The 21,464-nt window shown below is 45.7% G+C and carries 15 protein-coding genes; 6 read left to right on the top strand and 9 right to left on the bottom strand.

Annotated features, from left to right (window positions below; translation table 11 throughout):
* Positions 1–20 precede the first annotated feature (20 nt).
* Positions 21–485 (top strand): hypothetical protein, encoded by a 465-nt coding sequence (locus QE390_RS21325; RefSeq protein ID WP_307143753.1) that lies wholly within the window; start codon positions 21–23, stop codon positions 483–485.
* Positions 486–676: 191 nt separating this feature from the next.
* Here QE390_RS21325 and QE390_RS21320 read toward each other — a convergent pair whose 3' ends face one another.
* The 5 genes from QE390_RS21320 to QE390_RS21300 all read right to left on the bottom strand — a co-directional run bounded on the left by QE390_RS21320 (position 677) and on the right by QE390_RS21300 (position 7,380).
* Positions 677–958 carry a hypothetical protein gene (locus QE390_RS21320; RefSeq protein ID WP_307143752.1) on the bottom strand — a complete coding sequence of 94 codons (282 nt, stop codon included), beginning with the start codon at positions 956–958 and terminating at the stop codon, positions 677–679.
* Positions 959–1,314: 356 nt separating this feature from the next.
* A complete protein-coding gene (locus QE390_RS21315) occupies positions 1,315–2,202 on the bottom strand; it encodes a cation diffusion facilitator family transporter (RefSeq protein WP_307143751.1) in 888 nt (295 codons plus the stop codon).
* Positions 2,203–2,415: 213 nt separating this feature from the next.
* Entirely contained in the window at positions 2,416–3,921 is a 1,506-nt protein-coding gene (locus QE390_RS21310) for a RagB/SusD family nutrient uptake outer membrane protein (RefSeq protein ID WP_307143750.1), read from the bottom strand.
* Between the two features lie 9 nt (positions 3,922–3,930).
* The gene (locus QE390_RS21305) at positions 3,931–7,068 is read right to left on the bottom strand and encodes a TonB-dependent receptor (protein WP_307143749.1); all 3,138 of its coding nucleotides are present in this window, start codon (positions 7,066–7,068) and stop codon (positions 3,931–3,933) included.
* Positions 7,069–7,113: 45 nt separating this feature from the next.
* Entirely contained in the window at positions 7,114–7,380 is a 267-nt protein-coding gene (locus tag QE390_RS21300; RefSeq protein ID WP_307143748.1) for a hypothetical protein, read from the bottom strand.
* Positions 7,381–7,732: 352 nt separating this feature from the next.
* Here QE390_RS21300 and QE390_RS21295 point away from each other — a divergent pair, with 352 nt between their 5' ends.
* The gene (locus QE390_RS21295) at positions 7,733–8,311 is read left to right on the top strand and encodes a YdeI family protein (protein ID WP_307143747.1); all 579 of its coding nucleotides are present in this window, start codon (positions 7,733–7,735) and stop codon (positions 8,309–8,311) included.
* An 896-nt stretch (positions 8,312–9,207) separates the two neighbouring features.
* On the opposite strand, the gene QE390_RS21290 is transcribed toward QE390_RS21295, so the two are convergent.
* Both QE390_RS21290 and QE390_RS21285 read right to left on the bottom strand, forming a co-directional pair.
* A complete protein-coding gene (locus QE390_RS21290) occupies positions 9,208–10,290 on the bottom strand; it encodes a serine hydrolase (protein ID WP_307143746.1) in 1,083 nt (360 codons plus the stop codon).
* Positions 10,291–11,237: 947 nt separating this feature from the next.
* Complete coding sequence (locus tag QE390_RS21285) at positions 11,238–12,182, bottom strand: bifunctional helix-turn-helix transcriptional regulator/GNAT family N-acetyltransferase (RefSeq protein WP_307143745.1); 945 nt, start codon at positions 12,180–12,182, stop codon at positions 11,238–11,240.
* 567 nt (positions 12,183–12,749) lie between these two features.
* Between QE390_RS21285 and QE390_RS21280 the strand changes: the two genes are divergently transcribed.
* The 3 genes from QE390_RS21280 to QE390_RS21270 are packed head-to-tail and all read left to right on the top strand — an operon-like array spanning position 12,750 to position 16,394.
* Positions 12,750–13,550, top strand: a complete 801-nt coding sequence (locus QE390_RS21280) for a serine O-acetyltransferase (protein ID WP_307143744.1) — start codon at positions 12,750–12,752, stop codon at positions 13,548–13,550.
* Between the two features lie 38 nt (positions 13,551–13,588).
* Entirely contained in the window at positions 13,589–14,509 is a 921-nt protein-coding gene (locus tag QE390_RS21275) for a family 2A encapsulin nanocompartment shell protein (protein WP_106638111.1), read from the top strand.
* Positions 14,493–16,394, top strand: a complete 1,902-nt coding sequence (locus QE390_RS21270) for a family 2A encapsulin nanocompartment cargo protein cysteine desulfurase (RefSeq protein WP_307143743.1) — start codon at positions 14,493–14,495, stop codon at positions 16,392–16,394. The genes QE390_RS21275 and QE390_RS21270 overlap by 17 nt, the downstream gene beginning before the upstream one ends.
* A 392-nt stretch (positions 16,395–16,786) precedes the next feature.
* Here QE390_RS21270 and QE390_RS21265 read toward each other — a convergent pair whose 3' ends face one another.
* Positions 16,787–17,551, bottom strand: a complete 765-nt coding sequence (locus QE390_RS21265) for an SDR family oxidoreductase (protein ID WP_307143742.1) — start codon at positions 17,549–17,551, stop codon at positions 16,787–16,789.
* A 93-nt stretch (positions 17,552–17,644) separates the two neighbouring features.
* A complete protein-coding gene (locus QE390_RS21260; RefSeq protein WP_373424570.1) occupies positions 17,645–18,574 on the bottom strand; it encodes a helix-turn-helix domain-containing protein in 930 nt (309 codons plus the stop codon).
* Positions 18,575–19,295: 721 nt separating this feature from the next.
* Here QE390_RS21260 and QE390_RS21255 point away from each other — a divergent pair.
* Entirely contained in the window at positions 19,296–21,434 is a 2,139-nt protein-coding gene (locus tag QE390_RS21255; protein ID WP_307143740.1) for a PAS domain S-box protein, read from the top strand.
* Positions 21,435–21,464 lie beyond the last annotated feature (30 nt).

The following is a 21,464-nucleotide window of genomic DNA, read 5'->3' as shown; positions in this document are numbered from 1 at the left end:
ATAGTTTCTTGCCGTTTTCCATGAAAAAAGGGGTCGTACCGCTGGCGTTCATTCATTTTCTGATGGCTTGTCAACCCGACGAAAATTGCCTGGTTGCGAAGGAAAGCAATGCTCAGGCAATCGAAGCCAAGCAGGTACCATCGGAGACCATTACCGGCTTTGCCTGGGTGCAGACCCTTCGCTTGGGCCGTGGCGATACCTTACTGCAGGAGGTGCATTTTGAACCCGAAGCCCGTCATTACTGGCACGCTCATTCAGAACCTGAGGTATTAATTGGAACCACCGGAACGGGTTATTATCAGGAAAAAGATAAACCCATTCAGTTGGTTCAGGTGGGAGATACCGTTCGTATAAAGCCCAAAGTCATGCATTGGCACGGAGCTACTTCCGCCAGCCGATTCAGTCATACCAGAATTTACCTGAAAACGGACACCGTCATATGGACCATCCCCGTAACAGAAAGCCAATATGATGGGTATCGTTAAAGCAACACCTCACAGCGTAAATGGCGTATATACATTATCGTTACTAAAACGATGATTCGTGTTTAAGATCAGGGGTGGGTAATATCATTTGTGGGAAACTCCATTTAAAGCATGGAAAAAGCTTCTAATAAAAAAAGGCCAACGAACTTGTGTTACGTTGACCTTGATGGTGGATTAAATAGGGTATGGGCTTAAGCAAAGTAGCTCAGGCGGATAACTTGTTCCGTGGGATACCAGCTAGAGTCACGGCGACGAACGGCTTCGGCGATGGTCACGAGTTGTTTCTTGCTTAACTCGCCTGAATAACCTGCTTCCAGACTCAAGGACTGGTTATGTCCGTCATAAATACCAACGGCTTGTCTTTTGCTGTCTAACTGCAATTGGTCAAGCACGCGTTGAGCTTCCTGTAAGGTCTGGCAAGTCACGTGTTGGTATTGACCTTTGAGTAAATAAAGAACAGAATAACGTTTCATATCAATGCTAATTTATAGTCTTCAAATGGGAAAAGTCCTAATTGTTTAGCAAAGTAACGAAGGATTTTTGAGAAAAGTTTAAACGCTTAAACGTAGAAAAGGTATTTATGAAAAGTTCTTTAAATGATCCTTTGGTTTTATTAAAATAATACAAATAAACTGATAGTATTAGGAATATTTAAAGTAATTAAACGGTCAATTATCTACTTTGAATGCTATAAGCCCCGAGTGACAGCTACATAAATGTCTGTCAAAGTGCAGCGTAGATAGGGAAGGTGGGAAAATGAATTTATAAATAATCAAATATTGTTATTGTACAATTATTGAAATAAGATAATGGTAATCATCACATAGTACTAATTCGACGGCTCGATGTGAATCAACACGTCATAGACGGCAGGTTTTTGACTTTTAATGGCTTCTTTGACCTGATGGGCGATGGCATGTCCTTCCCGAACACTGAGGTCACCGTCTACTTCCACGTGTAAATCCACGAAGTATTCAAACCCGGTTTTCCGAACGTAACATTTTTCAATCCGCTCTACACCGGGAATTGTCAAGGCAATGGCTTCGATTTCCGCCCGCCAGTTTCCCGAAGGCGATTCATCCATAATTTCTCCAAATGAAGGTCGGAAAATATGATAGGCGTTAAAGACTATAACCCCCGAAGCAAGCAGGGCTGCCCAGTCATCCGCAGACTCATACCCCGGCCCGCCAATCAAAGCAATACTGATACCGATGAAGGCCGTTAGGGAAGTAATGGCGTCACTGCGTTGATGCCAGGCATCGGCTTTAACGGCACTGCTGTCTACTTCAGAACCCACCTGAGCCATTTTTCGGAACAACACTTCCTTGACGAGGACAATGCCCGCCAGAACAATCAGCGTAAAGGCTTTAGGCGTTTCGTGAGGCGTCTGAATATTCTGGATGCTTTGTACGGCAATGAGAATAGCTGCCGCAATCAAAGCAAAAGAAACCAGCATGGCCGCCAGCGGCTCCGCTTTTCCGTGGCCGTAAGGGTGATTTTCGTCTGGTTTGCGGGCCGCCACGCGAAGCCCCAGCCAGATAAAGGTGGAGGTAATAATATCGGTAGCCGATTCCAGAGCATCGGCGATCAGGGCGTATGAATTTCCCAGCCAGCCAGTGGTCGCTTTAATAAGCACCAGGCCAATGTTTACGGCAATGCCAGTTAATGTTGCTTTCTGACCGCGTTCGGCGTTCGAAGGAGACAGGTGTTCTTCCATCAGGATTACTAGACTTGGGAATGGGACGGAATGGGTTTGAGGCCAGACCAGAGAACTTGTACAATTTGCGTGGTTAAAACTAACACAGGGAATTGAATTCGAGGCATGGTTAGCTGAACGTAGACTGGAATTAATAACTAGGGTCAGGTTCAGCATAAAAAAAACAACCCGAAAACGAAAGGCTTTCGGGTTGTACCAACGAACGAAAAAAGCTTACCAGCCCTGATTCTGGGTTAAGGTGTTTTTACTTTTCTGAATCTCCATTGGAGGAATAGGCCATACGTTATGAATGGCTGGATTGAAGATCCGGGCCGCATAGATAACGCGACCATCGGCGTGATGAAGGGGTTGAGCGTACGTAGCCTGAGCATCCCCCCAACGAACGAGATCAAAGTGACGATCCGTCCATTCGCCCGCCAGCTCATTGCGGCGTTCGCGTTTCAGATCGCTCATGGTGGCATTCGTCAGGTTTTCTAAACCTGCCCGCTTGCGGATCATGTTTAATTCCGTATCCGCATTTTTATTCTGCATTAACTTGGCTTCCGCTTTCATCAGAATCACGTCCGCGTACCGCAGCAAAGGCACGTTAAGGGAAGTAGATGGTTTGTCGCCGTTTGGATTTACATAGGTCCCAATCGGATTGGGATACCCATAAGGTTCCATGTATTTGCGAAACTGATAACCCGTCCGGTTACTTGAACTGACCACGAATTTATCCGTATTGTAAGTACGCTCCTGACCGAAATACATGAACTTGTCTCCTGTTTTCAGGATCGTTGCTTCGCGACGTTTATCACCCGCTTGATAGGAGTCATACAATTCTTTGGTTGGATAAAAGTTACCCCAGCCATTGTATAAGCCCCAGCCTTTATCGTCCAGACAAACGCCCGGGAAAATGCAGCCAAACCGAGTATCCGTAGCACTGGACGTAACCGACCAGATGTATTCTTTCGACCAGTTGTTGGCCGTTTTGAAAACGTCTTCGAAGTTATCCAGTAAGGCATGTTGACCGCTGGCGATGACCAGATCCGCGTATTTTTCGGCGTTGGCGTAATCTTTAGCGTACAGATACGTACGGGCCAGATAAGCCCAGGCTGCGGTTTTGTGAGCACGTCCGTAGTCAGCCGTGGCGTAAGTCGAAAAGGTAGGTAATAACTCCGCCGCTTTCAGTAAATCAGCAGCGATGTACGCGTAGTTATCAGCAACGGATTTTTGACGTGTTACATAAATGTTTTCAGGATTATCCCGATCCTGAATCGGAATGCCCGCCCGGCTGTCCCCATAGCGGTAAGCCAGTTCCAGGTGCATAACGGCGTGGTTGAAATACGCTTCGCCCAGGTAGCGGTTCTTTAGTTTTTCATCCATCGTGATTTTAGGGAGGTTACGAATCACGTCGTTGGCCCGTTTCATTACGATGTAATGTTTCGCCCAGATATTGCGAGTATCCGACTCGTCACCCGTGACCTGAAAATTCTTGATGCGTTCGGCGTTATCCCGGGGTTTGGTTCCGATGTCGTCGCTGGCATTATTGAGCCAGAAGAAACCTCGTCCGTACATATCGTCGTCGCTGTATAATTCATAAATGCTGTTCACGCCAGCCAGAGCATCGCTGGGGGTCTTCCAGAAGTTAGCAGTAGTAGGAGCCCCCTGTGGAGTCATGTCCAGATTTTTGTCGCAGGCGGTAAGTCCGAGAGCGAGCAAAAGGATATATTTTTTCATGAGAATTGATTAGAAAGAAAGGTTAACCCCAAACATGTACACTCGTGACAGCGGGTATTTGCCCACATCCTGCCCAAAGTTGCTGATGCCCACCTCGGGGTCCATGCCGCTGTATTTGGTGATTGTAAACAGGTTTTGTCCAGTAACGTAGAGGCGAGCTTTGACGGCCTTGGTTACAGTAGCGGGAACGGTATAGCCCAGCGTCAGACTTTTGAGACGCAGGTAACTTCCGTCTTCCAGATAGAAATCAGAAATGCGGCTGAAGTTACCATTCGGATCAGAACCCGCTCGCAGACGAGGAATCGTTCCACCGGGATTGGTTGGGCTCCAGGCATTTTTCACGTCTTCCAGCATGTTATAACCAGGATAAGTACCGGGATTCATCGCGAGGTTTCGCAGAGAGTTAAACACTTTATTCCCCGCAGAGCCCTGGAAGAACACGTTCAGATCAAAGCCACGGAAGGAAGCATTGCCGTTCAGACTGAAGGTCTTCGTTGGTAATACATTACCCAGCACTACGCGATCCTTATCGTTTAAAACGCCATCGCCGTTGGTGTCTACGAAACGGAAATCACCCGCTTTGGCATTGGGCTGAATGCGAGTCTGATTGGCATTGACGTAAGCGGCGGCTTCTTCGTCCGACTGGAAAATTCCGGCGGTTTTATAACCGTAGAAAGCACCGAAGGGCTGGCCAATCATGTGGAAGTTCGAGTTAGGCAAATTCCGGACGCGTGAGCCAATCGTTAATAATTCCTGACCAGCGGGAAGGGCAGTTACTTCGTTTTTCAGGAAAGAAACGTTGGCACTCAGGTCGTACTTGAAGTCACCGAGACTTTGCTGATACGTCAGACCAAGCTCAATACCCCGGTTTTCCGTTTCACCTGCGTTGATGGTGCGGCCATCGGGTGTTCCGGCCACGCCGGGTAACTGCTCCTGAAACAACATGTTTTGGTTACGCTTGGTAAACACATCAATCGAACCAAACAGACGGTTTTGCAGGAAGCCAAAATCCAGACCTACGTTGGTTTGCTGAGAGGTCTCCCAACGTAAATTAGTATTCGATAAGGCCCGCTCGGCATAGCCATAATTGATAACGGGCGAGGAACCTAACAACGCCATGGACTGGGCGAGGGGTAAGCTATAGGCGTAATCAGACAGACCGGCAAGGTTACCAATTCTACCCCAGCTAGCCCGCAGTTTCAGGTTACTGATCCAATTCGTGTTTTTCAGGAAAGATTCATCCGAAATGTTCCATCCCGCCGAAAGCGAGGGATACCATTCCCAGCGACTGGCCTGTAATAACTTGGACGTACCGTCGCGGCGAATGATGGCCGAAAGGAGGTATTTTTCATTGAAATTATAATTCGCCCGACCGACGTAAGACTCCAGCCCGCGTTCAAAGACATTGGAGCGGTCGTACTGAATGAGCTTGGCATTTTTCAGGTAACGCAACGAAGGGTCTTCGTTATCGAAACCCGTTCCCTTAACACCAAAATCTTCCGCTTTGGTATACTGATAGGTATGACCCACGAGCAGATCAATGTTGTGCTTGCCGCCAAAGGTGCGATTAAAATTCAGCGTCTGTTCATTCAGGAAATCGGTTGAGCTATAACTGCTTTGGTATAACTCATTGAAATCGAAGATTTTACCGGGTTCTGTTACGCGAACAGTGAATTGCTTGTAATCGTTTTTGATCTGTGTAATGCCCCAGTTACTTCTGAAATTCAGACCTTTGATGATCTCCCATTCCAGATAGGGGTTAATGAATACGTTCGTTACCGGATTACGGTTATCCAAACGCTTCAGATAAGCCACGGGGTTTACCAAATCGCCATACGAGCCAGCGTATTGCTCAGGAACACCACCGAAACGCCCCGAACCATCAGGGCGATAAACAGTAGCATTGGGCGGATACAAAATGGCGGTTACGATGGCTCCGGTGTAAGCACTGGTGGTGTTACCCGTTTGGCCGTTGTTAACGGTGTAGGAAAGGTTTTCTCCAATTTTTACCCCCTTAGCAATCTGGTGCGAAGAGTTCAGACGGAACGTGTAGCGATTTGAAAAGGTATTAATCAGAATCCCTTCGTTTTTCCGGTAACCGCCCGAAAAGAAGAAATTTGATTTTTCAGTACCACCGCTTACCGAAGCATCGATGTTATAGATTTTGCCTGACTGGAAGAGTTCATCCATCCAGTTGGTCTTGGTAATGCGGGAATCCGGGTTAATCGTAGCGTTAAAAGCGGGAATGCGGGAAAGTCCAGCGTTGTCCGTTGCCGTGTTCATGGCATCGGCAAAATCAGCGGCATTGAGCGGTTTCAGTTTTCGGGCTACCTGCTGAAAACCCTGCTGGTAATTCAGGTTAACCTTTACCTGTCCGCTCGTTCCTTTTTTTGTGGTAACCAGAATAACCCCTGCCGAAGCCCGTGCTCCGTAAATAGCGGCTGAGGCATCTTTCAGGACACTAACCGATTGAATATCGTTAGGGTTAATGGAGCTGAATGTGCCTGGAAAAATAACACCATCCACTACCAGCAAAGGACTTTCATCATTCAACGAGCCAATGCCACGAATCTTGATGGTAGGAGAAGCCGTCGGGTCACCCCCTTCGTTTACTACCGTTACCCCTGCTACGGTGCCTTGTAATACTTCGGAAGCATTGTTGTAATTCCGGCTGCTGATTTCCTTGGTAGGAATGGTTGCTACCGCTCCCAGCACTTCTTTCTTCTGCTGAGCCCCATAACCCACCACTACCATTTCGGTCAGTTGTTTGGAGGAAGGGGTCAGGGCAATATCCAGACTGGTTTGTGATTTTACGGCTACTTCAAGGTTAGAATAACCCACATAAGAAACGACCAGGATCACATCACCATCGGGAATTTGGAGGGTATAGCGGCCATCAGTGCCTGTCGTTACCCCCGTTGTCGTTCCTTTAATGGCTACCGTAGCACCGGCAAGAGCCTCACCCGTTTCCTGATCGGTGACGCGTCCAGTAATGCGGGCCTGGAAAATGCTTCTCTCCAGACGATCTTTTACTAAACGAAGGTGAGTCGGGGCATGATCCAGTTGGGGTGCTGCCGCCAGACTACCTAATCCCATCATACAGCTCAGCACTGTAATCAGGGGAGTTTTTACATACATTTTTTCCATCGGGAAGTTTAAAAAAATAAGGGGAGCATTGGTTTTTAGATAAAGCTAATCGCTTAAGGACTTGTCTTTCTGGGGTTGAAAAGTGCTGCCGGAAAACTCCTGCAAAAAGTGGTAATCGATTACGATAAGGAAAGAGGAAATAAGATCGAAACCGAAACGGGCAAGGAAAGGCTTCGACGCCGCATGGCTGGCTGAAGAAATAGGGTACATGGGCACGGGAGCTGGGTAGCATTGATCTACTTCCCAAACCATTCCTGATAACTCAAATTCACTAGTCAGGCACGAATAACCTGAGGTAATACGAATACACATAGCTCTAATTCCGCCGCAAAGAGAGCCTATTTGTTTTCAAATGGTAAAAATTTTGAGTTATCAATTTACGAAATTTGACAGACCATTGTTAAACAAAATTTAATGTTCGGGAAGCTCTTGGTAATATTGCTGCTTTAATTAATAAGCGATCTGCCATGGTTGATAGACGTCTGATAATCTTTTAGTTAAGTAGTTATTTCATCTTACATCTCAGCAAAGGGATGAGCTAGCTCTATCGAATCCAAAGTGGTGTGGGTAACTAATTTCTAAACTCTTAAGTACTACTGACATACGGCTGTCACGGGCAATCGTTTTCTTTGGTGCTGAGGGATCAAATCAGTTTGAGTTACGTATGAAAGAAGTGGAAACCTTTTACCCGCGAAGTCGGGAGCAGTGGCGGGAATGGTTAAGGCAACACCACGCCAGTCAACAGTCGGTATGGATGGTGTGCTATAAAAAGAAGTCTGGCATGCCCACGGTGAGCTGGAGCGATGCCGTAGAAGAAGCCCTGTGTTTTGGCTGGATTGACAGTCAGCGGAAATCGGTGGATGCGGAAACGTTCATTCAGTTTTTTTGTCGGAGAAAACCCAAAAGTGGCTGGTCAAAGGTAAATAAGGAAAATATTAAACGGCTGACGGAGCAGGGGTTAATGACTCCAGCCGGGCTAGCCTGCATAGAGGCCGCTCAAAAGGACGGTTCCTGGACGATGCTGGATGAGGTTGAGGCGGGGATTTTTCCATCGGATTTAACCGCTGCTCTGGAGAATCATCCCCTTGCCCAGCGTTTTCTGGAAAGCTTAAGCAAATCAAATAAACGGGCGATTTTACTGTGGCTGGTGATGGCTAAACGCAAAGAAACCCGGCAAAGCCGGATTGCGGAGATCATTACCGATGCGGAACAGGGTCGTAAACCAAAGCCTTGCGTAAGCTGAAGCATAATGTTAGGACTCAAGTATGCTGGACTTGTTGGCTTAAGCCCTAAAAGTCTAGGGTACTATTTAGTACAAATTGGAGTAATCACCTATTCATAAATAGCCGCAGCCGCGAGTATACTTGCAAACACTTGCCAGTTAACGTTCTCAGGGAGGTTCTGATCGGTATTTAAATAGTATCCCTCTATATCTTCAGTCCAGTTTATTATTCCTTCCCGATAGGTTCCTAATGTCTTATTTTCTCTCGCAGTCGCTCGGCTCTGGCCGAGTGACTACTTAGCTCTAGGACTGTGGCCGGTAGGATGCGAAATAGTAGAAGATCAGCCAACAACTTTTTCCAACCAAAACAGGCTTGCTAACATCGGACAGAGGCCTACCAGACTACAGCGTTATTCGGCTAGAACTGAGCGACTGCGAGGGGTGGGGTTAAATAATTGGGCATGAGACGAATGATGCCAGCAAAAAAGCTGGCATCGGTTGGGTTGAAGACTATGAATTTGTCCCTGCCATTTTCTTACAGTCACTCGGATCTACCCGAGCGACTGTAAGAAAATTTGTGTGTAGTAAAAGCCGTTTAACCCGAAATTTTAGTTTTGAAAGGGTAGACGACTTTATCGCCTCTGCCTCACCCCGCCATGGCTGGTGTCTCATCAGCCACTTGTACGCAAAGAGTGGTTGGTGAGACACCAACCACGGCGTAAGGGTAAAACCGCCTCTTACCCAGACGCGATAAAGTCGCGTCTCTACTGGGGAACTCCCGCAGTCGCTCGGCTCTGGCCGAGTGACTACCTAGCTCTAGGCCTCTGGCCGGTAGGATGCGAAGTAGTAGGGAGTCTCAGCCAATAACTTTTCCCAACCAAAAGAGGCTTGCTAACATCGGCCAAAAATTTATTACTCTACTTAGTCTCATCTTTCAAGTAAGTAGCGAGTACTTCCCAACGCATTTGGTTCAGATCAACAGTGTTGGTGTTACTAAAAAGAATAAGCGTTAGTTGTTCATCGGGCAAGTGCACCCAGTTTGAATGATGGCCATACCCGTAGCCCTGTCGTTCAGCCACTCGGTATTTCTTGTGTCCAATCTTCTTAGGATAAACCCAGAAACCTAACGCTACATCGCCCAGATGTGGGTAAGAAGTAAGCATCAATTGCACCGTTTCCTTTTTCAAGAGCTTATAAGTAAACAAAGCTTGATCAAATAAAAGCAAGTCGGTAGGGGTGGAATACATAGCTCCTGCTGAAAAGTAATTGTCGATGTAATAGTTAGTAGGCCGGTAAAATGTGAGAGGGATAGTATCGTGATGAAAGTAAGCCTGATCCAGATGAGCAATGATGTCCTCATGCCGTAAGTAATTGGTATTATGCATTTTCAGGGGAATCAGAATCTTTTTGCGTAAGATATCTGGGTAAGGCTCTCCATAGAGGTGCTCAATGATTTTACCTAGTAGAATAAAGTCGCCGTTATTGTAGCGAAACATGGTGCCAGGGGTAGTTACTAAGCGGTCTGAACAATAGCGGGTGATGAAGCTATCCAAAGGCCATACGGTTGTGTTGTAAGCTTCGGCTATTGATTGCATATCTTCATTGGCTCGGCCACTACTATAGGTCAATAAATTTCGAATCGTAGCTTTCCGGGCTACTTCTCCTTTATAGTCGGGATAGTAGGTAGCAATTGAAGAATCGAGATGGATTTTACCTGCTTCATACAACTGCATGATTAGGACAGCGGTGAAGGTTTTGGTGACCGAAAAAATATGAAACTTAGATTTAGCGGAATACTTGATACTATCGGATCGGTTGGCAAGCCCAAGATAAGCCAGGTAGTCAATCTTCCCGTTTCGAGCAATGAGAACCGATCCGTTGAAGTGTTTTTTTGCGTAGTAATTCTTTACCAAAGCGTCTACCTGGGTTTTCTGGCCGTAGGTAGTGAGATTCAACCACGAGATAAGGAAGAAAAAGAAAAGGATTGTGCGTTTGGTCATTTGCTGTTTTTTATAAACTTGAAAGCTTAATAAATATAAGTTCTTGCAATTATTTAATAATATATACTTCGGCTGTAAAATGTGGAATACTATGATTATTACTAGATAAACTAACAACCGCAGCGTAGGCCGCTAAAAACGATCGACTACTTAATCACAGCTATCTGTAATAAATGTAGTTTGACCCGAAAATTTGGTTTTGAAAGGGTAGAGACGCGACTTCATTGCGTCTGCCTCTCCCCGCCATGGCTGGTGTTCCACCAACCATGACGTAAGGGTAAAAAACCGCCTCTTACCCAGACGCGATAAAGTCGCGTCTCTACTGGGGAACTTGTAATGTAGTCGGCTTCATCAAGGATTTTGGTTTAAAACATAGAGACGAACTTAAACCACCTGGTGCTGCCGCAGTCGCTCGGCTCTGGCCGAGTGACTACCTAGCTCTAGGCCTCTGGCCGGTAGGATGCGAACCAGTAGGGGATCAGCCAACAATGTTTCCCCAACCAAAACAGGCTTGCTAACATCGGACAGAGGCCTACCAGACGACAGCGTTATTAAGGACTGCGAGGGGTGGGGTTAACAATTGGGCATGAGACGAATGATGCCAGCAAAAAGCTGGCATCGGTTAGGCTGAAGACTATGAATTTGTCCCTGTCATTTTCTTACAGTCACTCGGATCTACCCGAGCGACTGCGGGGAAATCTGTGTGTAGTAAAAACCGCCTCTTACCCAGACGCGATAAAGTCGCGTCTCTACACAGGAACTTGTAGTGTAGTCGGCTTCTAAGAATTTTGGTTTAAAACGTAGAGACGAACTAAAACCCACTGGTGCGAGATTCCCCTACGATTAGGCAGGTTCTACCTGCCGTTCTCCCAAGCCTGTCAGTCCTAACCAAGCGAAGGATCGCATTCAGGCTTTCAATTCCAAATTTTAGACAGCTTTTACATCTATCAAAGTTTCACCTCCATCTGAATATTGCAACGCTCATAGGGCGACTGATACCCCATTACCTGCTGAAAACCTAATTTATGATACAGGCGAATCGCGGGTTTTAGCAGCGTATTGCTTTCCAGATAAACTTTTTCGGCTCCAAGCTCTTTGGCCTTTTGTAAAATGGATTTCCCGAGTAAATAACCCATGTGTTTGCCCTGAGCTTTGGGCGATACGGCCATCTTGGCAAGTTCGTAAGTGTAATCATCCATTTTAATTAAGGCACAACAACCTAAAGGCTCGCCTTCGTACAGGGCGATGTAGATGAACCCACCACGATCCAGGATTTTTTCATTTGGATGATCAAGAGCCTGATAATCGGCTGCTTCCATTTTAAAATAGGTCGTAATCCACTCCACATTCAAACTCCGAAAAGCATCATGGTATTCCTCCGAGTAAGGGACGATCACCACCTGCTGACTCTCCCGCTGTTTGCGTTGCTGATTAACGCGATCAAACAAACCCTGCTGATCCAGGTAATAATCCAGCTCATCGAGGGCCTTCCAGAGGTTATGCTGGGTTTGAGCCAGCATGGTTTCAACGGCCATAGCTACATCTTTCATCTGGGTATCCAGAGCCGGTAATTGCTGCCGGGATTTATCCGAAAGCGTAACAATTGTTTTCCGGGCATCTGTTGTCCCTTTGGTTATGGTGATGTAATCCTGCTTCGCCATTTCCTTGATAATCTGACTGACCGAAGCTTGCGAATGACCAATATCTTCAGCCAGTTGAGCAACTGACTGTCCATCGTTTTGGCCCAAACTATACAGCACGGGAAACCAGCGTGGTTCCATTTCCAGGTCGTACATGCCATAAATTCTGGCGGCTTCCTGGGTCATGCGTTCGCTCATTTGTCTTAATCGGCTTCCTAAGGCCATTGGACCGGTTCGCTGGAAGAAATTCATATCAGTAATTATATAAGTGCTTATTCAAATATATCATTATTTTAGAATTATTGTTAAAAGCTCTTTAAAAATGATGATTTAGATAAAAGAGAGAAGCCGTGCACCACTGGTGCAAGATTCTGTCTAATTCCTACTCATACGGCAGGTGGGAACCTGCCGTTCAGCGTAAATCGAAGGATATTTTAACAGGTTTGCGATTTTATTTGAACTCGAGAAACTTCACTAGTGATTAACACTAGTCCATTCCACATAAGATCTCTCTTAAAACATTACCTATGAAGTACCTTTTTAGGTTTGCTTGAAAAACAGGAAACTAAACTTTATTTGACAGCCGGAAGGGGGCAGCTAAGGTATTGAAAAGACCGGTGACGAAGTTTAATGATAGTATACTTTTCTATTACAGGCTATACTTCATATTCGTGGATTTATTAGCTTACCTATTACAGAGTAAGCAGCATTTCAAAATTTTAAAAGATATAAATCTACTAACTCTATAGACTTATTATTTTTTTGTCTATACTTGCAAAACATGTAGATAGTGAATTAACCTTCAGAATGACGTAGAGGATGAGCCTGTTTATTGAAAACCTGAGAAAAATACACCTAGCTGAATGGGAGGCAACGCCATCCGCACAAGAGGCCATTAGCTGGCTGACCGATTTAATTCACTTCCTTTTTCCCGGCACCCATTTGCCTAAAGTGACATCTTATAAAGGGTTATTAAAGAAAAATCAGATTGACCTTGAGAACATTTTATTAAGCTACCTTAACCCCACTCAATTTGACATCGAAAATATTGGTAGGGAGTTTTATAATTCAATTGAGGAGATCTATTCTAACTTAAGACTGGACGCTAAAAAAATTTATGAATTTGATCCAGCGGCTACCAGTATCAACGAAGTAATTGTTTCATATCCAGGATTTTACTCCATTGCTGTTTATCGGATTGCTAATAAACTGGTTCGTCTGAACGTGCCGGTGCTGCCCCGTATACTCAGCGAATACGCTCACCGTAATACGGGTACGGATATTCATCCCGCGGCCACCATCGGGGTGCCTTTCATGATTGACCATAGTACGGGCATCGTGATTGGAGCTACGGCCATTATTGGTAATAATGTGTCTATTTATCAGGGTGTTACGCTTGGGGCTCTACAAGTAGCTAAAGAATTGGCCGAAACCAAACGGCATCCTACTGTAGAAGATAATGTCATCATTTATGCCCGAACAACCATTCTTGGAGGGAGAACAGTTATTGGCCGGAATTCGATCATCGGAGGCAGCGTATTTCTGACCAAAAGTGTCGAGCCGTACTCAAACGTTTTTAATACTCACCAATTAAGAATTACCCCGTCAGAAAAAGTATAATATCTAATCCGTTCGTAACAACCTAACAACAATTAATTATGGCAGAATCGTTGAAACAACAGACATCACTAGGTGATGCCGCCGCCAGGCAGTTAGCCATCGCCACGCGTACCGTGCCGCAGATGGTGACGATTTCACCCCGTTGGCTTACCAAACTATTGAACTGGGTTCCGGTCGAATCAGGGGTTTACCGATTGAACAGGGTAAAAGACGCTTCTCAGATTGAAGTAGACTGCTCGGCAAGGGACGAAAGAGTACTTCCGCAGACCTTCGTTGACTACATTGATAACCCGAGGGAATACAATTTAGCGGCGGTACAAACCATTGTTGATGTTCACACGCGGGTTTCCGATTTGTATAGCCGCCCCTATAATCAAATTTCTGAACAATTACGCTTAGCGATTGAAACCATTAAGGAACGTCAGGAAAGCGAGTTGATTAATAACAAGGAATACGGCTTGTTGCATAGTGTCGTGCCTTCGCAGCGTATCAAAACTCGGATAGGCCCCCCTACGCCAGATGATTTTGATGAACTCATTGCCAAAGTCTGGAAAGAACCTGGCTTTTTTCTGCTGCATCCCCAAGCAATTGCTGCTTTTGGTCGAGAGTGTACGCGTCGTGGCGTTCCACCACCAACCGTTTCGCTATTTGGCTCACAATTCCTTACCTGGAGAGGCATACCGCTGATTCCTTCAGATAAATTACCTATCCAAAACGGTAAATCTAAGATTATTCTGCTTCGCACGGGCGAAAGCCGTCAGGGAGTGGTTGGGTTATTTCAGCCTGGTTTACAGGGAGAACAAACGCCAGGTTTATCCGTGCGTTTCATGGGTATTAACGATAGAGCCATTGCTTCGTATCTGGTCTCGCTCTATTGCTCATTAGCTGTTTTGGTAGATGATGCCATTGCCGTACTCGACGATGTAGATTTAACGAACTATCATGAGTATAAATACTAGCCAGCCATCCGAAATTCCCGATGCTGCTGTTTTACAGGATATTGCTAATCAATTGTTCAAGGCATTGCCCGAAGAAGTGCCTAAAGATTTTTCGCTCGATCCCGCTACGCATCCTAAAGCGTGGGGAGCTGTTGAGCTTGTCTTGGGGGGCAATATTCCTTCAAAAATTGAAATACCAGCAGTAAATCCAGTTTCGGCAGTTCAGACACCACCTGCATTTGGGGGCTTTGGGGGTTCGTCGACAGATGTTTCGTCCCTAACTGGTTTCGTTCCTGTTATAGAAAACGTTGCGTCTCCTTCTGCCGTTAATCCGCCGTATACCAGTGGTATTCCGAATTCAGTAGCAGGAAGTGGAGCGTCGCCTTCGTATGCGAAACAGGGCGATAGTTTTAATATCAATAAGCCCGAAACCAGTTTCCCGGATGAAAACATTGCTAGCTCAAAGCAGCAGCAAGATGTTCATGCGGACCCACTTTTATATCCCAATGTTCAGATTCCTTTTTTTGAAAACGTTTCTGATTTTTTGAATATAAATGAGGTTCTGCAACAGATCAGAACATCTGAACCTGCTCCACAGATTCCTTCCTTTTCAGATCGTTTTATTCCGAATAGCTATTACTTTTTGCCTGAAGATGCATTTCATGAAAAAGTGAACTATTCTTCTTTTGGAGGAAGTTTGGGTAAGTTAGTCAGAAAAGATTTTCCGATTCTGGAAGAACGTGTGAATGGCAGACGACTGGTTTGGTTTGACAACGCGGCTACTACTCAGAAACCGCAAGTGGTCATTGATCGAATCTCGTATTTCTATCAACACGAAAATTCAAATATCCACCGGGCCGCTCACGAATTAGCCGCTCGGGCGACGGATGCTTATGAAGCCGCTCGGGAAAAAGTAAGGGCATTTTTAGGGGCTAAGTCTACGAACGAAATCATTTTTGTTCGCGGTGCAACCGAAGCGATTAATTTGGTAGCTCAAAGCTGGGGAGATCAAAATCTCCAGGCAGGTGACGAAATCATTGTTAGTAATCTAGAACACCACGCCAATATTGTTCCTTGGAAGCGATTGTCGGACCGGAAAGGATTGAAACTGAAAGTAATACCTGTTAATGACGACGGCGAATTACTTTTAGAGGAATATGCCAAATTGCTTACCCCAAAGACAAAACTGGTGGCGGTTACGCAGGTTTCCAATGCTCTGGGGACGGTCACCCCCATACAACAAATCGTAGCAATGGCTCAGGCGGTTGGGGCGAAAACATTGGTCGATGGAGCTCAGTCGGTTTCCCACATGCCTATTAATGTTCAGGCTATCAATGCGGACTTCTTTGTTTTCTCAGGACATAAGGTTTTTGGCCCTACTGGGATTGGCGTGTTGTATGGGAAAGAAGAAATTCTGAACGCAACCGAGCCGTGGCAAGGCGGTGGTAATATGATTCAGGACGTTACATTCGAACACATCAAGTATCATAATGCCCCCAACCGTTTTGAAGCGGGTACTGGTAACATAGCTGACGCCGTAGGTTTAGGAGCTGCGATTGATTACGTTACCAAAATCGGTATGGAAGTAATTGGGCAGTACGAACACGCTTTACTAGAATACGCGACACACTACCTGAAACCCATCAAAGGGGTAAGGTTGATTGGCACGGCTAGGCAAAAAGCAAGTGTGCTGTCATTCACCCTTCAAGGATACACTAACGACGAAGTTGGAAAAGCTTTGAATGAAGAAGGCATCGCTGTTCGTACAGGACACCATTGTGCTCAGCCTATTTTACGCAGGTTGGGTGTTGAAACAACGGTCCGACCATCCCTCGCTTTTTATAATACGCATGAAGATGTAGACCGCTTCATTGCCGTTATTCAACGGTTAAGTAGTAGAAAATAAGGGAATGAAAAGCTGTGAATTTGACTACTAATTCACAGCTTTTCATAGTATAAGACCACTGGTGCGAGATTTCATCTCGTTCCTATCCTAAGGCAGGTTCCACCTGCCGTTATACCTTCGAATCTTTCATCCGAAGTAAAGAAACGTATCACATTTATTTGGGTTACTAACCCACTTCGAAAAGGCTCTAACGTCGATCAAATAAAAAAATTAGGGCTTTTAGCATGTAACGACTTTATAGCGTCTGGCCGGGGGATAAAAATAATCTAACGGGTAAGAAAGCCACATTAATACCTTTCCCCAGAATCGTGAGCCATCTCGTTCGAGATAGCCTGTCAACAAAAAAGGCTGTCCATTGCGGAACAGCCTTCGAAAAAGGTATAAAACCCGTGTTAGAAATTCATTCCACCGGAAACCTCGATTCGCTGAGCGTTAATCCAACGGGCTTCTTCAGTACAAAGGAATGCTACTACGCCGCCAATATCATCGGGTAAACCCACCCGACCCAGAGCAGTCAAACTGGCAACGGTCTGATTATATTCTTTGTTATCCCGAACGCGGCCTCCACCAAAATCAGTTTCGATGGCACCAGGAGCCACCACATTGGCAGCAATGCCGCGAGAGCCTAATTCTTTCGCCAAATACCTTGTAAAAACTTCAATGGCTCCTTTCATAGAACCATAAGCCGAAGAGCCAGGAAAAGAGAAGCGAGCCAGACCGGACGAAATATTAATGATGCGGCCCCCATCGTTCAGCAGAGGTAATGCTTTTTGAGTAAAGAAATAAACGCCTTTCAAATGGATGTTATACATCTCATCAAATTGCTCTTCCGTTGTTTCGGCGAAAGGAGCATAGAGAGCCGTTCCGGCATTGTTAATCAGGAAATCGAAGTTTGGTTTTCCGTACGTTTCCTGTAAATAAGCACTGACCTGCTCGTAGAAATTACTGAATAACTGCGTATTACTGGTGTCGAGTTGAAAGGCAATGGCTTTCTGACCAAGCGACTGAACTTCAGCGACTACTTCATTAGCGGCTGCTTCATTACTATTATAGGTTAGCACTACGTCAATGCCTTTTTCGGCGAGACGAATAGCCATGTTACGACCTAACCCACGGCTACCGCCAGTTACCAATGCAATTTTATTTACTGCTTCCATGTTCTTGATTTTGTTTCTGCAAAATTGGGCGATTTACCAAGGGCAGTGTTTGTAAGGATCAATCCAATGTTTGCGAAATTCAATCATGGAAAGCTACGAACGAAAAGCCACAGGAGTAAATGACGTTTGCTTCTTGAAGAAATTAGAAAAGTGTGCCACTTCTTCAAAACCCAGGCTGTAGGCAATTTCTGAAATGTTCCAGTCGGTTTGCTTCAACAATAATTTAGCTTCCTGAATGATCCGGTTGCTGATCATGTCGGTCGTTGTTTTTCCGGTACTTTCTTTTAATGCTTTATTCAGGTGGTTGACGTGAATTGAAAGTCGTTCTGCGTAATCTTTGGCCGAACGAAGACTCAGCTTCTGATTCGGTGATTCGATGGGAAACTGACGCTCCAGTAATTCCACAAACAAAGAACTTACTCGGGTAGTTGCCGTCTGAGCGGGCTGAGAAACAGTAGCGGGTTGCAGCTTTTGACCGTAATGAATGAGTTCGATGACGTAAGTACGGAGCAGATCATATTTGAAGGCATAGTTCGAGGCGATTTCCTGCTTCATTTTATTGAAAATCAGAAGAATGTCTTTAGCCTGATCGTCTTCAAGCTGAAATACAGGAAAGCCACCCGCCTGAAAAAGGGGTAACTCGTCTAACTCTACCCCGCTTTTGGACTTGATTAGAAAGGCATCTGTAAAAATGCAGAAGTTACCCGACAGCCCCTCTCCAGTAGGCACCCAGTGGTAGGGCACTTTAGGGGTTGCAAACAGCAGGGCGTTTTTTTCAATTTCAATGACCTTATCGGCATATTCGGCCCGGCTTGCTCCCTGAATCAAACTGATTTTATAATAAGCCCGACGGTTATAGGGCATAGTGGTTTTTCGTTTGAATTTCTCAATCGTATCGGCAATGTCAAATATATTGAAGTGTCCAATTTCCTTATCGATGCCGGGAGGCAGAAGCGAACTGATTTCTTTGCCAGAGAAGTCGGAAGTATGTTCATAGAATTCGTGCAGAGTAGTAGCTTTCAGGGGTTTCATTTTCGTTGCCGTTTGCGAAATTCAAAGATAATGGAAGCAAACCATTTTGATGGGATGTAGTAGGTAACTAACGGTTGTTGGTAGTACTGCTTACTCTGGTGGTGTAGTTAATTAATTAGTGCTGCCAGCGAAAAAGCTGGCCGGGCCACGCTGGCCGGGCCACGCTGGCCGGGCCACACTGGCCGGGCCACACTGGCCGGGCCACGCTGGCATCAGCAACCCTTTCTGGTAATGCCTGATAAGAAAAGTAGAAACCATATCCCAGGAAGCTCCATAACTGGGATGATTCGTTAATATGAAATCGTGCTAGTATTATCTTTAACAAAGCTGAGCGTAACCGGATTTACTGGTTCATAAGGTCGTTCGGTGTAAGGGTTGAAAGCTCTGTTATGTAAGGCATGGCTCCGGCAATATCATGAACGCAGGAATCGCCTAGGACGTAACCATAGTGGCGGGTATTCCGGCCAGGGTAATTAAAGAATGATAACCCTTATCTGGGGTAACCCCAAACGAAGCCAGTCTATTCACCGAAAAATTCTGGAAAAAATCCGCCACCAAACCATAACACTGTTTTTAGAATAGAGTTAATAAAGAAACGTATGAAGGGTGGAGGGCATGCTAGCATTGACAAATGCTTGGGGAATCCATCTTGAAAATACATATTCAAGGATTTTATATAGTATCTTTCGCTTTGGTCTAGAAAGTATTATTCATGAATAGTAACCCATCTCTCTCCTTTGCAGAGAAAATTTCTAATATAGAAAGGTTAACCTCAGCCTTAGAAGCCGCTCGGGTGGGTACCTGGGATTTAGACATTGATCAACAGCTCGTTTGGTGGGATAAACGATGCCAGTCGTTGTATGGATTTTCGGGGGCGGATGTCGTCTCGTATGAACAGGTATTGGACCTCATTCATCCTGAGGATTGTTCAATGGTTCGAGAGGCTATTGTATGGGCTCTAAATCCTGAGTCATCAGGTAAGTATGATGTCACTTTCCGGACGCTGGGAGCAAAAGACGGACGGCTCCGCTGGTTGCACTGCAGAGGACAGGCATTTTTTGACGCATCGGGTAAAGCCTCTCGGTTTTCTGGTGTCGCCCAGGATATAAGCAAGGAAACGCATACCCGTCATCAACTGGAAACCAGTGAACACCACTGGCGTAATATAGTGTCCAGTTCAGCCACCGCAACGGCCATTTACAGAGGCCGGGACATGGTAATTGAGGCGGTCAATGATGCTATGTTAACGATTTGGGGGAAAGATGCGTCTGTCAACGGGAAAACATTTTCAGAAGCCCTGCCTGAACTTGAAGATCAGCCTTTTCTCCATTTGCTACAGGAGGTATTCGACACAGGTATTGCCCACCATAACTCCGAGGGAGCGGCTACGCTTATGATTGATGGTCGCTTACAGGAATTCTGGTTTAACTACTCCTACGCTCCGTTGAGGAGAGAATCGGGAGAAATTTACGGCATTATTCACACTGCTACCGACATTACCCGGCAGGTGCAGGTCCGACGTGATCTGGAAGTGCAGAAGCAACAGTTTCAGGCCATGATGGAAGGTAGCTTGTTGTTGAAATGCCTGCTGGATACCACAGGAACTATTACGTTTCAAAATCAGCGTTACCAGGAATATACGGGCTTAACCCTGGAAGAAAGTCGCAAGGATGGCTGGCAGCGACTGTTTAAAGCGGAACACTTCGAGGCTTTCGAAAAGCTGGTTCTGCGAAGCTTCCAAACTGAAAAAAGCTTCATCTGCGAAAGTCAGTTACGTCGCCATGACGGTGCTTATTGCTGGCATGAAATTGAATTTGTGCCGCTTTTTGGCGAAAATCAGAAGCTTACCGGCTGGGTATGCCGGGCTACGGACATTCACGAACAAAAGACCTTACTGAGCCGTCTGGAATATCTGGTGCAACAGCGTACCGAAGAACTGGAAGCCAGTCTGGAAGAACTCCGGGCCGCCAATGAAGCCCTACAGGAACGCACCGAAGAGCTTGCCGCCAGTAACGAAGAACTACAGGCTTTGAACGAGGAGCTGGAAGAAAGAGGGTATGAGCTGGCTGCCAGTAACGAAGAATTGCAGGTATCGAGTGAAGAGCTAGGAGAATCCAACCAGCAATTGTCCCTGTCCAACGACCGTTTGCAGCGATTTGCTTACGTCGCCAGTCATGACTTACAGGAACCTCTTCGAAAGATTCAGACGTTCGGCTCATTGCTCAGTCATAAATACGGTTCTCAGTTAGGTAATGAGGGCCTTTCGTATCTGAACCGCATCAGTAAGGCGGGCGAGCAAATGTCCACACTTATTCAGGATCTGCTTAACTACTCTAAAATGATTAATCAGGAAGATCATTTTCATGTAGTCTCGCTAAATCAGGTGATAGAGCAGGTCTTGGAAACGCTGGATTTGAGCATTGAACAAACGCAGGCTCAAATTAAAATTGACCCCTTACCAGCCATTATTGGCGATGAGTCGCAACTAAGTCAGCTTTTTCAAAACCTGATTTCGAACGCAATAAAATTTGCTAAACCTGCCAGCTCTCCTCACATTCATATCACTACGAAAATTGTCCATCGGCCCGAGTTACCTCTAGTAGTGGTGCCTATTACTAAAGCAGATCGGTACTATCAGATTAGCGTTATTGATGAGGGAATCGGTTTCGATGAGCAGTTTTTAGATCGAATTTTCGAAGTTTTCCAACGGTTACACGATAAAAAACAATACGTAGGAACCGGAATTGGGCTGGCGATTTGTCAACGGGTTATTGAAAATCATGGAGGGGCCATTACCGCTGAAAGTGCACCCGGCAGAGGAGCCAGTTTCCATGTTTATTTTCCGGTGTAACCTGCCCTTTAAGCCAAGAAGCCCTTTTTC

This window comes from Siphonobacter sp. SORGH_AS_1065 (genome assembly GCF_030818595.1).
Classification (GTDB): Bacteria; Bacteroidota; Bacteroidia; order Cytophagales; family Spirosomataceae; genus Siphonobacter.
Note: the sequence above shows the minus strand (reverse complement) of the source record. Positions and strands in the feature narration are given on the sequence as shown.